Origin of the sequence: Microbacterium sp. str. 'China' (assembly GCF_002993305.1) — a bacterium.
Lineage (GTDB): Bacteria > Actinomycetota > Actinomycetes > Actinomycetales > Microbacteriaceae > Microbacterium > Microbacterium paraoxydans.
Genome location: NZ_CP027434.1, coordinates 2,519,326 through 2,532,606 on the forward strand (window position 1 = coordinate 2,519,326; position 13,281 = coordinate 2,532,606).

11 protein-coding genes are annotated in these 13,281 nt (G+C 71.6%); 2 read left to right on the plus strand and 9 right to left on the minus strand.

The window, feature by feature from the left end:
* Both C6C15_RS12115 and C6C15_RS12120 read right to left on the minus strand, forming a co-directional pair.
* Positions 1-1,635, minus strand: coding sequence for a TIGR04028 family ABC transporter substrate-binding protein (locus tag C6C15_RS12115; RefSeq protein ID WP_105950228.1), 1,635 nt, complete (start codon positions 1,633-1,635; stop codon positions 1-3).
* A gap of 128 nt (positions 1,636-1,763) precedes the next feature.
* The gene (locus tag C6C15_RS12120; protein ID WP_105950229.1) at positions 1,764-3,158 is read right to left on the minus strand and encodes an NtaA/DmoA family FMN-dependent monooxygenase; all 1,395 of its coding nucleotides are present in this window, start codon (positions 3,156-3,158) and stop codon (positions 1,764-1,766) included.
* Positions 3,159-3,261: 103 nt separating this feature from the next.
* On the opposite strand from C6C15_RS12120, the gene C6C15_RS12125 reads away from it, so the two are divergent.
* Together C6C15_RS12125 and C6C15_RS12130 are read left to right on the plus strand one after the other, a co-directional pair.
* Positions 3,262-4,257 (plus strand): Gfo/Idh/MocA family protein, encoded by a 996-nt coding sequence (locus C6C15_RS12125; RefSeq protein WP_060923158.1) that lies wholly within the window; start codon positions 3,262-3,264, stop codon positions 4,255-4,257.
* The gene (locus C6C15_RS12130) at positions 4,250-5,227 is read left to right on the plus strand and encodes an NYN domain-containing protein (RefSeq protein ID WP_060923159.1); all 978 of its coding nucleotides are present in this window, start codon (positions 4,250-4,252) and stop codon (positions 5,225-5,227) included. Before C6C15_RS12125 ends, C6C15_RS12130 begins: the two co-directional genes overlap by 8 nt.
* Before the next feature lie 25 nt (positions 5,228-5,252).
* On the opposite strand, the gene C6C15_RS12135 is transcribed toward C6C15_RS12130, so the two are convergent.
* The 7 genes from C6C15_RS12135 to C6C15_RS12165 form a co-directional block, all read right to left on the minus strand.
* Positions 5,253-6,260, minus strand: a complete 1,008-nt coding sequence (locus C6C15_RS12135; RefSeq protein ID WP_105950230.1) for a sugar phosphate isomerase/epimerase family protein — start codon at positions 6,258-6,260, stop codon at positions 5,253-5,255.
* Between the two features lie 43 nt (positions 6,261-6,303).
* Positions 6,304-7,155 (minus strand): sugar phosphate isomerase/epimerase family protein, encoded by an 852-nt coding sequence (locus C6C15_RS12140; RefSeq protein WP_060923161.1) that lies wholly within the window; start codon positions 7,153-7,155, stop codon positions 6,304-6,306.
* 78 nt (positions 7,156-7,233) lie between these two features.
* Entirely contained in the window at positions 7,234-8,430 is a 1,197-nt protein-coding gene (locus C6C15_RS12145) for a substrate-binding domain-containing protein (RefSeq protein ID WP_370670664.1), read from the minus strand.
* Between the two features lie 14 nt (positions 8,431-8,444).
* Positions 8,445-9,494 (minus strand): ABC transporter permease, encoded by a 1,050-nt coding sequence (locus C6C15_RS12150; RefSeq protein WP_060923163.1) that lies wholly within the window; start codon positions 9,492-9,494, stop codon positions 8,445-8,447.
* The gene (locus C6C15_RS12155) at positions 9,491-10,627 is read right to left on the minus strand and encodes an ABC transporter permease (protein WP_105950231.1); all 1,137 of its coding nucleotides are present in this window, start codon (positions 10,625-10,627) and stop codon (positions 9,491-9,493) included. The genes C6C15_RS12150 and C6C15_RS12155 overlap by 4 nt, the downstream gene beginning before the upstream one ends.
* Positions 10,624-12,144 (minus strand): sugar ABC transporter ATP-binding protein, encoded by a 1,521-nt coding sequence (locus tag C6C15_RS12160; protein ID WP_105950232.1) that lies wholly within the window; start codon positions 12,142-12,144, stop codon positions 10,624-10,626. The genes C6C15_RS12155 and C6C15_RS12160 overlap by 4 nt, the downstream gene beginning before the upstream one ends.
* Positions 12,141-13,247, minus strand: coding sequence for a Gfo/Idh/MocA family protein (locus tag C6C15_RS12165; protein WP_105950233.1), 1,107 nt, complete (start codon positions 13,245-13,247; stop codon positions 12,141-12,143). The genes C6C15_RS12160 and C6C15_RS12165 overlap by 4 nt, the downstream gene beginning before the upstream one ends.
* Between the last annotated feature and the right edge of the window lie 34 nt (positions 13,248-13,281).

The following is a 13,281-nucleotide window of genomic DNA, read 5'->3' on the forward strand; positions in this document are numbered from 1 at the left end:
TCAGTGCTCCGCGAGCCACACGCCGGAGAACGTGGGGCGGCCGACCGACTCGAAGGCGACGCCGTGCACATAGGTGGCCGCACCGTAGACCTGCGGCTCCTCGAAGAGCGGGATCACGTACGCCTGCTCCGCGATGTAGTCCTGCACGGCCTGCGAGGCGGCCACCCGCTTCTCGGCGTCCGGCTCGGAGGCCACGGCGAGCAGCAGCTCGTCCAGCGTCGCGTCCTGGGAGATGAGCACGTCGCGGTTCTTCGTGAAGTACTGGCTCTTGATCACGTCGAGGTCCGCACGGCCGACCATCGAGTGGTAGAACCCCGTCTTCAGCGGATCACGGGTGTCCTCCGCGTAGCTGCCCGCGTCGCCGGGCTTGACGGTGAGCTCCACCCCGACCGCCGCGAGCTGCTGCGCCACGAGCTCCAGGGTCTGCTTCGACAGGGGCTGCGGCTTGGCCTCGTAGACCGTGATCGACAGCCGCTCGCCGTCCTTCTCCCTGATGCCGTCGGCGCCGGGCTCCCAGCCGGCCTCGTCGAGCAGCGCCTCCGCTTTCTCCGGATCGTGGGCGTAGTGCGCGGACTCGTCCTTGTATCCCGCGGCCTGGGAGGACAGCACCGACGTGGCCACCGGGTAGTTCTCGGTGAACAGGGTGTCGACGACCTCCTGCGCGTCGACCGCGGCGATGATCGCCTGGCGCACGCGGATGTCGGACAGCAGCGGGTTCTCCGGGCGGAGGGCGATCGAGTTGTTCACGCCGCGGGTCTGCGGGGCGTACAGCGTGAATCCGGCGCCCTCGACGCGGTCCTCGTCGAACGCCTGCACGTAGCGGACATAGTCGGCCTGGCCCGCGAGCAGCGACCCGATGCGCACGGAGTCCTCGGGCGTGACCAGCACGTGCACAGCGTCGAGGTAGGGCCGACCGTCGTTCTCGGCGCTGTCCGGGCCCCAGGCGTAGTCGTCGCGGGCGGTGAGGGTGTACTCGGTACCGAGCTTCTCGTCGGTGACGGTGAAGGGCCCGGAGCCGATGATCTCCTCCGCATTGCCCGCGCCGAAGTCCTCGATCGTGCCGTCCAGGGTCTCCGGGGACAGCAGTCCCGAGTTGATGGTCGACGTCGCCTGCAGGAAGCCGGGCGACGGCGCGCTGAAGCGGAACGTCACGGTGTCCTCGTCCACCACCTCGCTGCCGGCGTAGTTGTTGATGGCCTCGGAGACGGTGAGCCCGCGCTCGGCGTCGCCCAGCCCGTAGGTGTCGAAATTCTTCGCCACGGCAGCGGCGTCCACGGGCGTGCCGTCCGAGAACGTCACGTCCGGGTTGAGGTCGAAGGTGTACTCCGTGGCGTCGTCGTTCACGGTCCACTCCGCGGCGATCCACGGCTCGATCTCGAGCGTCTCCGGGTTCTGCCAGGTGAGCCGGGCGGCGATGTTGTTGACGATGCCGCCGTTCGGGTAGAAGCCGGCCTGCGGCGGATACAGGTTCGTGTAGGCCTGGTGCTCGAGGTAGGTGAGCGTGCCGCCGGTGACGGGGTCTCCCGCCGCGGCCGGGGTGTTCCCCGGCGCGGGCGAGGTGGCGCAGGCGGCGAGGCTGCCGATCAGGACGAGCGGGACCGCGACGGCGGCGGTGCGGATGAGGCGGCGGTTCATGCGGAGGGCTCCTCGAGTTCGGAAGGCAGGGTGTGTGCGGAAGGGGTGCGAGTGGTGTTCACGGTAGGAAGCGGCGGGGTGCAGCGGCGAGGCCGCGGACTCCGGGTGTCGCGAGACGACACGCGTGGTCACGCGCCGACACGCGACGTCACACGGAGGCGGTCGCGCAGCGTCTCCGCGCGGGACCCCTGGCCGGTCTCGTCCGGGGCGCGGAGGAGACCGCGACGACGGAGCTCGGGGGCTGCGAGGCGGGTGAAGGCCTCGAACTGCCCGGGCTGGAACGCCGAGAGGACGTTGAAGCCGTCGGCGGCGCCCTCGTCGCGCCAGTGCGCGAAGTGGTCGGCGATCGTGCCGGCGTCGCCGACGACGAAGGCCGCAGGGACGGCGTGCGCGGCGACGAGATGCCGCCAGGTCGGGGCGTCCGGCGTCCCGACCCGGAGTCCGGCGATCCCCGCGAGCCGTTCGACGAGCGCGGCGCCCCGCTCCCCCAGGCGTGCGGCCTCGGCGACCGTCACCGGGGTGTCGAAGGCTGCGGCCCGCAGCGGGTCGTCGGCGGCCACCTCCAGCGCGTCGGCCAGAGCCTCCACCGTGCGGTTCGCCGGGAACCCGACGCGCTCCCGCTGCCCGCCCTCCGCGAGCGGGACGAGTTCCAGCAGCCGCCGGACGATCCGGTGGGCGGCTGCGTCGGACTCCGCGACGACGGGGAGCACCGGGGCGATGACCTTCAGCTCCTCCGCGGGACGGCCCGCCTCCGCCGCGATCTCCCGCAGCAGACGCCGCGTGGCCACGGCGTCGGCGAGGGTGGGGGCGGCGATCAGGGCGAGGTCGGCGGCGGTCGCCGCGAGCGCCCGCGACCGCGGCGAGGTCCCCGCGTGCACGATCGGGATGCGCCCCTGCGGCGGGCGGGCGACGTTGAGCGGGCCGGCGACCCGCACGTGTGCACCCTGGACGTCGGCGGCGCGCAGCCCCCGGGGGTCGATGAGCACACCGCGCTCGGCGTCGGCGATCCAGGCGTCCTCGGCCCAGGAGTCCCAGAGTCGGCGCAGGGCGACGACGAACTCCTCCGCACGGTCGTAGCGCGTCTCGGTGTCGGCGTGCGCGTCCCGACCGTGGTTGCCGGCGGCCCGCGGCTCCGCGCCGGTCACGAGGTTGATCCCGGCGCGCCCGTGCGTGAGGACGTCGAGCGATGCCAGCGCCCGCGCCGTGGCGTAGGGGTCGGCATAGGTGGTGTTCACCGTCGCGATGAGCCCGATCCGCGAGGTCACCCCGGCGAGGAACAGCACCGCGCTCAGCGGGTCGATACGGGCCAGGAGGTACGGATCGCGGAACTCCAGGTCGGGCCCGGTCGCGAGCCAGTCGCCGAAGAAGAGGTAGTCCAGGCCGGCGTCCTCCCCCGCCCGCGCGATACGGCGGAGGATGTCGGCGTCGCCTGCGGGGTCACGGTGGGCGCCGGGATACCGCCATCCGGAGGGGTAGGCGCCGAGGGTGCGCACCATGGCGCCGATCACGAGGGGTTCCGTCATGCCGACACGGTAGGAGCGCGACGGCGGCCCCGGCCACGACGGCGATGCCGGAGGTCACCGGACGTCACAGACGGTCACATGCGCCACCCTCTACGCTGAGAGGATGACTGGACTTCGTTGGGGAATCCTCGCGACCGGCGGCATCGCCGGCGCCTTCGCATCCGATCTGCGCACGGCCGGCCTCGACCTCGTCGCGGTGGGCTCGCGCTCGCAGGAGTCGGCCGACGCCTTCGCCGCACGCTTCGACATCGCGCACGCGCATCCGTCGTACGAGGCGCTGGTCTCCGATCCCGACGTCGACATCGTCTACGTCTCCACGCCGCACCCGATGCACCACGAGAACGCCCGGCTCGCCCTGGAGCACGGCAAGCACGTGCTCGTGGAGAAGGCGTTCACCCTCAACCGCGCCCAGGCCGAAGACCTCCAGCGGCTCGCCGCCGAGCGCGGGCTGCTCGTGATGGAGGCGATGTGGACGCGCTACCTGCCGCACATGGTCCGCATCCGCGAGCTCCTCGCCGACGGCGCCCTGGGGGAGATCCGCGCCGTGAGCGCCGACCACACGCAGCAGCTGCCCACCGACCCCGCACACCGTCTGAATGCGCTCGAGCTCGGCGGCGGCGCGCTGCTCGACCTCGGCATCTACCCGATCTCCTTCATCTGGGACATCCTCGGGGCACCGACCACCATCCGCGCCGTGGGGCGTCTGGTCGAGACCGGGGCCGATTCCGAGGTCGCCACCGTCATGATCCACGAGAGCGGGGCGGTCTCCACGAGTCTCTCCTCCTCGCGCGGTGCCGGCCCCAACGCCGCGAGCATCGTCGGCACCGAGGCCCGCATCGACATCGATCGGGTCTGGTACACCCCCACCTCCTTCCGCGTCGTGCGGCCGGACGGCACCGTGCAGGAGGAGTACGTCTCGGAGGTCGAGGGCCGCGGCATGCAGTACCAGGCGCTCGCGGCCGAGCGTCTGGTCCGCGACGGTCTCCTCGAGGGCGACATCCTCCCCATCGCGGAGAGCGTCGCCATCATGGGCGCCCTCGACGAGATCCGCGCGCAGATCGGCGTCCGGTACCCCGGTGAGGAGGACGACCGTGGCTGAGACGACCGACGCCCGCGTGGCGGTGTACCTGGACTTCGACAACATCGTCATCTCCTGGTACGACCGCGTCCACGGCCGCAACTCCTACGGCAAGGATCGCCAGCGCATCACGGAGCACCCGAACGACCCCGAGGTCGCCGAGCGGCTGAACCGGGCGATGATCGAGGTCGGCGCCATCATCGACTACGCGGCGTCCTTCGGCACGCTCGTGCTGACGAGGGCGTATGCGGACTGGTCGTCGCCGGTCAACGCCGAGTACCGCTCGCAGCTCGTGGCGCGCGCGGTGGACCTCGTGCAGCTCTTCCCCGCCGCGGCGTACGCGAAGAACGGCGCGGACATCCGGCTGGCGGTCGACGCAGTCGAGGACATGTTCCGCCTGCCGGACCTGACCCACGTCGTCATCGTGGCGGGCGACAGCGACTATGTGCCGCTCGCCCAGCGCTGCAAGCGCCTCGGCCGGTACGTGATCGGGGTGGGCGTGGCCGGGTCCACGGCGAAATCCCTCGCGGCCGCGTGCGACGAGTTCGAGTCGTACGACTCGCTCCCCGGCGTGGCGCGTCCGACGAAGGCGGCACCGGCCGCCGCCCCCGCGGTCGAGGTTCCGGCGGAGCCGTCCGCCCCGGCCACCGCGGACACGGGTGCCCCGAAGCCCAAGACGGCGTCGAAGTCGCGCACGAAGGCCAAGAGCAAGCCCACCGCCGAGGAGCCCAAGGTCGAGGAGAAGATCGACGACCAGGGCGAGGCCACACGCCTCCTGGAGCGGGCGCTGCGTCTGGGCCACGACAAGGCGGACGCCGACGAATGGCTGCACAGCTCCGCGGTCAAGACGCACATGCGCCGCATGGACCCGTCCTTCAGCGAGAAGGCCCTCGGCTACCGGTCGTTCTCCGACTTCCTCAAGTCGCGCGACGACATCGCCGAGCTCGAGGAGACCGGGCACGAGCGCCTGGTCCGCCTGCGGGAGCCCTGAGCACGGCCGGTCGTCCGCCCTGCCGTCACTGATGGCGGAACGCGGCGTCGAAGGCGGCTTCGGGCTGCGGCCACAGCAGGGAGCGCACGAAAGCCAGAGCCTCAGGGGCTCCGTGCAGGCGGTCCATACCGGCGTCCTCCCACTCGATCGAGATCGGTCCGTCGTAGCCGACCGCGTCCAGCGCACGGAAGGCGTCCTCCCACGGCACGTCGCCGTGGCCGGTGGAGACGAAGTCCCAGCCGCGCCGGGGGTCGCCCCACGGCAGGTGCGAGCCGAGCACCCCGGCCCGCCCGTTCCGCGGGCGCAGACGGGTGTCCTTGCAGTCGACGTGGTAGATCCGGTCGGCGAAGTCGACGATGAAGCCGACGGGGTCGATGTTCTGCCACATCATGTGCGAGGGGTCCCAGTTGAAGCCGAACGCGTCGCGGTGGTCGATCGCGTCGAGGGTGCGGACGCTCGACCAGTAGTCGTACGCGATCTCCCCCGGGTGGACCTCGTGGGCGAAGCGCACGCCCTCCCCGTCGAACACGTCGAGGATCGGATTCCACCGGTCAGCGAAGTCCTGGAAGCCCTGGGCGATCACCGCCTCCGGCACCGGCGGGAACATCGCGACATAGGGCCAGATCGACGAACCGGTGAAGCCGACGACGGTGTCGACGCCGAGCTTCCCGGCCACCCTTGCCGCCCGCTTCATGTCCTCCGCCGCCCGCTGCCGCACACCCTCGGCCTCGCCGTCGCCCCAGACGTACGGGCGCAGGATGCCCTGGTGCCGGAAGTCGATCGGGTCGTCGCACACCGCCTGCCCGGCCAGGTGGTTGGAGATCGCGAACACCTGCAGCCCGTGCCGGTCGAGGATCTCGCGGCGGGACGCGACGTAGGCGTCGTCCTCGTCCGCCCGACGGAGGTCGAGGTGGTCGCCGGACGCGGCGATCTCCAGCCCGTCGTAGCCCCACTCCGCCGCGAGCCGGGCCACCTCCTCGAACGGGAGGTCGGCCCACTGGCCGGTGAACAGGGTGACCGGGTGACTGCTCATGGATACTCCTTCGTATCGCGGGGGCTTCGTGTCGCGGGCGGGTTCAGGCACCGAGGGCGCGCAGGTGGGCGATGCTGCGGGCGGCGAGGTCGTCCTGGCTCGCGGCGAGCGGTCTCCAGACGGAGGCGGCGACGGCGATCGTCGCGTTCTCCCCCGTGAAGCTCTCCAGTCCCAGGGCGCCGCGGTAGCCGGCGTCGTCGAGCGCGCGGAGCATCTCCGGCCAGTCGGTGTGGTCGTCGCCCACGGCACCGCGGTCGCTGCCGCACACCTGCACGTGCGCGATGGCGGCGCCGGCCGCGCGGACCGCATCGGCCGGCCGCTTCTCCTCGATGTTGAGGTGGTAGGTGTCGAGGGCCAGCCCCACCCCGGCACCGAGCAGCGGCGCCAGCGCGTCCAGACTCTGCGCCACGGTGTTCAGCACGCTGGTCTCGTAGCGGTTGAGCGGCTCGACGGCCAGCGTCACGCCGATCGCCGCGGCCTCCCTGGCGAGCGGAGCGAGGTTCTCCCGGAGCTCGCCGACGACCTCCGCCCGCTCCCTCTCGTCCATGCGCCAGGTGACGCCGGTCGGCGCGTAGAACGGTCCGGCGACGACCGAGGCCCCGAGCACGGCCGCGGCGTCCAGGCACGCGCGGAGGTAGTCCTGCGTCGCGGCGACGTCTCCGGCGCGTGCGAGCAGCGAGCGGCCGGGACCCATCGCGCCGACCACGACCGCGCCCATGCCGAGGCCGTCCAACACGGCGCGGGCCCGCAGCGGGTCCCAGTCGCCGACGCTCTCCAGCGGCAGCTCCAGGGCGTCGTAGCCCATCCGCGCTGCCGTGCGGGCGAGCGGCTCCAGGGTGTCGTCCGTCAGCGGAGACGTCCAGACCCAGGTGTTGACGGCGATCGTGCGGGGCATCGTTGTCCTTGTGATCGTGCGGGTGCTCCCACCCTCCCACTCGGCGCGGGCCGAGCGGAAGGGCGGGAGCACACGGGGTTACGGGATCTGACGCTCCTGCCAGACCGTCGGGTAACCGGGGAGGTCCTCGCCGCCGAACTTGGCGTAGTGGCCGTCGGGCATCCCCTCGTTCGCCGCGAGATAGTCGTCCAGCTCGGCCTCGGTGATCGGCTTCTGCGGGAGCACCCACTCCTTCGGCACCTCTTCACCCGCGAAGATCATCTGCGCCGCGAGCAGCGGGGTGCGCCACTGGAAGTTCGAGTACACCGGAGCGAGGCCGGTGAGACCCGTGTCCTTCCACTTCCGCAGGAAGCTCATCTCGTCCTCGCCGGTCATCACCGGGTAGTCGGCTCCGGCGTCCTCGAAGGCCTCGATGGCGGCGACGGCACCGTCACCGGCGTCCATCCAGATGCCCTGCACGTCGCCCTTGGCGAGCTCGTCGCTGATGATGCTCTTGATCTCGGCGGGGTCCGCTCCGGTGAAGTGGTCGACGGCCTCGATCCCGGCCTCCTCGAACAGCTTCTCGGCTCCGGCCCAGCGGTGCTCCAGCACGTCGACGCCGGGGAGGATCCGGAGAGCCACGACCTTGTCGCCCTCGTCGAGGTTGTCGATGAGGAACTCCGCGGTGTCGATGCCCCAGGCGAAGCCGCCGATCGGGTGGATGAACGTGACAGGGCAGTCGGTGTTCACGCCGCGGTCGAACACGACCACCGGCTTGCCCGTCTCGCACGCCCGCTCGACCGCGGGGGTCATCGCCGCCGTGCTGTTCGGCGAGATGAGGAAGACGTCGCAGTTCCCCTCGGAGATGAAGTAGTCGATGTCGGCGATCTGGGTGTCGTCGGAGTCCTGCGCGTCGCGGGTCTCCATCTCGCTGATCGCGCCCGACTCCTGCAGCACCTTCAGCTGCTCGTTCATCGTGATCCAGCCCGTCTGCCGCCACGGGTTCGAGATCGAGGCGTTCGCGAAGCAGGCCTTCTTGGCGCCGGTGCTGGCGAACTCCGACGTGTCGACCATCTCGGCGTTGATGTGCTGCAGGTAGGGCTGGTCGGCGGGGCCCTGGGGGTCGACGCCGCGCTCCTCGTCCTGCTTGTCGAAGAGCTCCTGGTCGAACCACTCGGTGGTCTCGGCCGACTCCTCGGGGTTCTCCGACTCCGCCGGCGCCACGGACGGGTCGGTCGTGCACCCGGCGAGCGCGATGAGGCCGAAGAGGGCCACCCCTGCGGTGGCGATCTTCATCGATCGTCGCATTGCTAATCTCCTCTGGTTGTAGGGCTTGATGCGGTGGTGCGGTTCTGGGGGTTCTCGGTCCCCGCGGTCGGGACGTCCGTCGGCTGGGGACCGCGCCGGCGGCGGGCTCGGAAGGCGACCCCCGCATAGGCGACGGCCGCGATGATGATGACGCCCTGCACGGCGTCGCGGAGCGTGGAGGGGACGCCCGCGATGTTCAGGAGCAGGAACAGCGCCTCCAGCGCGAAGGCTCCGGCCACGGCGCCCACGATCCACCCTCGGCCTCCGCCGAGCACGACGCCGCCGAGCACCACCGCGGTGATCGCGGTGAACTCGTAGCCGCGGCCGACGGACGGGTGCACCCCCGCGTACCCGACGAGCAGGACGGCGGAGAGAGTGGCCGAGAGGGAGGACAGCACGAACGCGCGGGTCGTGACCCAGGCCCGGCGGGCACCGGCGTAGTCCACCGCGCGGGCGTTGTCGCCGATCGCGATGAGGGTCTTGCCCAGCGGGCGCTTGGTGATGACGATGCCGAGGGCGAGCCAGGCGGCGAGCAGCAGCACGGCCCAGGGCAGGAACTCCAGCACGGGGAGGTCGCGGATCCCGCCGCGACCGATCTCCCGGAAGCTGTCGGCCGGGTTCCCCGTGGCCGCGCCGCCCGTCCACCACATCACGCCGCCGAGCAGGGCGAGCATCATGCCCAGCGTCACGATGAACGACGGCACCTTGAGCAGCGTCGTGAGGACGCCGTTCACGAGCCCCACCACGACGCCGAACACGATCATGAGCAGCAGGACAGGGAGGGTGCGCGCGTCGTCCTGGCCGACGAGGTTGCCGGCGATGATGACCTGCGCCGTGATGAGCGACCCCTGGGAGAGGTCGAACTCCCCCGCGATGATCACGAAGTACTGCCCGATCGCGACGATCGCGATGGGGGCGACGCGCTGCAGGTACCGCATGAACTGCCCGGGCTCGGCGAAGCTCGGGTTGAGCACGGCGACCGCGACGAGCAGGATCACGAGCAGCAGGAAGACCGCCCCGCGGGGGCTGACGAGCGTGCGCAGCGCGTTCATGAGCGCCCTCCTTCCCGCACGGAGGCGGTATCCGCGGCGCTGTCGACGGCGGCGACCTCGGTGGTCGGGTCGGCGAGCTCGGCGGCCGCGACCGCCATGTCGGCTTCGGCCGCCTTCGCGGCATCATCTCCCCCGGTGCGCGTGCCGCCGGCGCCGAAGCGAGGACGGCGCCGCACGATGGCACGCCGGCTGTAGACGGCGACCGCGGCGACGATGACGATGCCGCGCACCACGTCCTTGAGGAAGGGGTTCACCTGCAGCACGCTCATGACGTTGTCGACGACGGCGAGGATGGCGACGCCGCCGATGGTGCCCCAGATCGAGCCGCGCCCGCCGAGGAGCAGGGTGCCGCCGAGCACGACCGCGGCGATGGAGAGCAGCGCGTAGCCGCCCTGCTGCCCGACCGTCGGGCTGCCCACGCCGAGACGGCTGGCGAGCAGGAGTCCGGCGAGGCCTGCGAACACGGAGCACAGCACGTGCGCCCAGATCAGCGGGAGGCGGGTGCGCACGCCGCTGAGCCGCGCGATCTCGGGGTCGCCGCCGACGGCGTAGAGATGGGCGCCGGTGCGGGTGCGGTTGAGCAGCACCCAGACCAGCACGGCGAGCGCGATCATGATGAGCGTGGACACCGGGATCGGTCCGACCCCGGTCGCGCCGATGAGCTGGAACGCCCACGGGACCTCGCCTGCCGAGCCTTCGAAGTTCGTGTTGAGGATGCCCTGGAGGATCAGCCCGACGCCGAGCGTCGCGATGAAGCCGTTGACCTTGAGCACCGTCACGATGAGCCCGTTCACGAGCCCGATCCCTGCGCACACGAGGAGCGTCACGATCACCGCGAGCGGGATGTTGCCGGCGCTCCCGGCCATCATCGTCGCCGCGAGCAGGCTCGACAGGCTGATGACGTAGGTGACCGACAGGTCGAGCGAGGCGCCGAGCACCACGAGCGTCTGCCCGATGGCCACGAGGCCGAGCACGCTCATCCCGGTCAGGATGTCGCGGATGTTCCCCGGGCTGAGGAAGTTGCGACCGACCGTGGCGACGAGGATCGCGCCGACGACGAGCGCGAGCAGCAGGATGCCGAGCACGATCACGGTCGAGTCGATGCGGAGACGGGCTCCGGAGCGGCGGCTCATCGCGCACCCCCGTTCGTCGAAGGACCGCGGTCGGCGCCGGTGGCCGCCGCGAGGATCTCGTGCTCGGCCGCACCGGCCGGCAGCTCGGCGACGAGTTCGCCGTCGTGCATGACGAGGATGCGGTCGCTCATGCCGATGACCTCCGGCAGCTCGCTCGAGACCATGAGCACGGCCTTCCCCTGTGCCGCCAGCTCGCGCATGAGCTGGTAGACGGCGTACTTGGCGCCCACGTCGATGCCCCGCGTCGGCTCGTCGAAGAGCACGATCTGCGGCTGGGTGAGCAGCCATTTCGCCAGCACCACCTTCTGCTGGTTGCCGCCGGACAGGAAGCGCACCTCCTGATCGAGGCCGCGCGAGGACACCTCCAGCGTGCGGAGCACCCCCGGCACCTCCCGGCGCGACGCCGCGGTGCGTCCCGCGAACACGTTCCGCACCACGAGCAGGGCGTTGTCGAGGATCGACTGCCCCAGCGCGAGCCCCTGCGCCTTGCGGTCCTCGGAGACGAGGGCGAGTCCGGCGCGCACAGCCGCGCGTGGGCCGCCGATCCGCACCGGCTTCCCGTCGATCCGCACGGCGCCGCGGGTGAAGGCCTGGATGCCGAACACGCCCTCCACCAGCTCGGTGCGCCCCGACCCCTGGAGCCCGGCCACCCCGACGATCTCCCCCGCACGGAGCGTCAGCGACACCCCGTCCACGTAGGCGTTCCCGCAGCCGTCGAGCTCGAGTCGGGGCGCGCCGACCGCGGTGCCGGCCACCGGGTCGGGGAAGTACGACTGGATCGACCGCCCCACCATCCGGCGCACGAGCTCGTCGGTGGTCAGCGCCGCGGTCTCGTCCGTGGAGACGAGGGCGCCGTCCTTGAGGATCGTGATCCGGTCGCAGAGGTCGAAGATCTCCTTCAGCCGGTGCGAGACGTAGATGACGGCGACCCCTCGCGACGTGAGCCGGCGGATGATCGCGTACAGCAGCTCCACCTCGCGGTCGCTGAGGGCGGCAGTCGGCTCGTCCATCGAGATCACCTGCGCGTCGAACGACAGCGCCTTCACGATCTCGACGATCTGCTGCTCGGCCACCGTCAGCGAGCCCACCCGGGACTGCGGATCGATGAAGGAGACGCCGAGGTCGCTCAGCAGCTCCCCGGTACGCACGTTCATGGCCCGGACGTCGACGAGCCCCGCGCGCCGCGGCTCCCGGCCGAGGTAGACGTTCTGCGCGACCGTGCGCTCCGGGAGCAGGGTGAACTCCTGGAACACCGTGACGATGCCGGCGTCCATCGCCTGCCGCGGGTGCGCGTGGCGTACCTCCGCGCCCCGGTACGTGATCGTCCCCTCGTCGGCCGGCTGCACGCCCGCGATGATCTTCATGAGCGTGGACTTGCCTGCGCCGTTCTCGCCGACGAGGCCGTGCACCTCCCCCGGCCGCACGTCGAAGTCGATGCCCTTCAGCACCTCCACGCCGAAGAACGCCTTGCGGATCCCGGCCACCCGCAGCACCGGCTGCGTCGTCGTCGCGGTCATGCCCGCACCTCCGTCCAGCGGCCCTCGTGGGCGGCGGAATCGAGCACGGCCTCGGTCAGCACGGCCGCGCGGTGGCCGTCGGCGAACGTCGGCAGTCCGTCGGGGACGTCGCCCGCGATCGCGGCGTAGACGTCGGCGACGAAGCCGTTGAAGGCGTCCTGATATCCCATGGCGTGCCCGGCCGGGACACGCTGCAGCCGGGCGGACTCCGGGTCGGCCGCGACGGGGTCGCGCAGCAGCAGCCGCGACTCCTCCCGCATGCCGACCCAGAGCTCCTCCGGCCGTTCCTGCTCGAACCGCATACTCTGCCGCGTCCCGTGCAGCTCCAGGGTGAGGGCGTTCTTCCGGCCCGCCGCCATCTGCGAGATGAGCAGCGTGCCGAGCGCCCCCGCCGAGGTCTCGACGAGCACGGCGACGATGTCCTCCGTGTCGACGGCTTGCCCTGCCCGCTCGGCGAAGACGCGGCGGGTACGGGCGCTCAGGGTGCGGATCCGGTCGCCCGTGACGAACTCGAGGAGGTCGCACAGATGCGAGCCGATGTCGGCGAAGGCGCGGGAGGCGCCGCCGGACGAGGAGCGCACCCGCCAGTCGTCGTCGGTGGGCCGCAGCATCCAGTCCTGCAGGTACGAGCAGTCCAGCGTGAGCAGCTCCCCGGCCTCACCACGGGCGATGCGTGCCCTGGCCTCGCGCACCATGGGGTGGTAGCGGTACACGAAGGGGACGGCCGCGACGAGCCCCGCCTCGGCGGCGGCCTCGGCGAGGGCGGCCGCATCGGCGGCGGTCGTCGCGAGCGGCTTCTCGCACACGACATGCTTGCCCGCCCGCAGCGCGCGGAGAGCGAGGTCGGCATGTGTGGCATTGGGGGTGCAGATGTGGACGACGTCGATGTCGTCGGCGTCCAGCAGGGCCGCCACGTCGTCGGCCCGTGCGGCGCCGAGCAGCTGCGCGGCCTCCCTGGCGCCCTGCGCGGAACGGGTGGCGACGGCGCGCAGGGCGCCGCCCGCGTCTCGGGCGGCCGTGCGGTGCACGCGGGCCATGAAGCCCCCGCCGAGGATCCCGGTTCGGATCGTCCCGAGACCGGTGTCAGTGACATCCGTTGTCATGGCGGCGAGTCTGACACAGCGACGAGGACTTTTG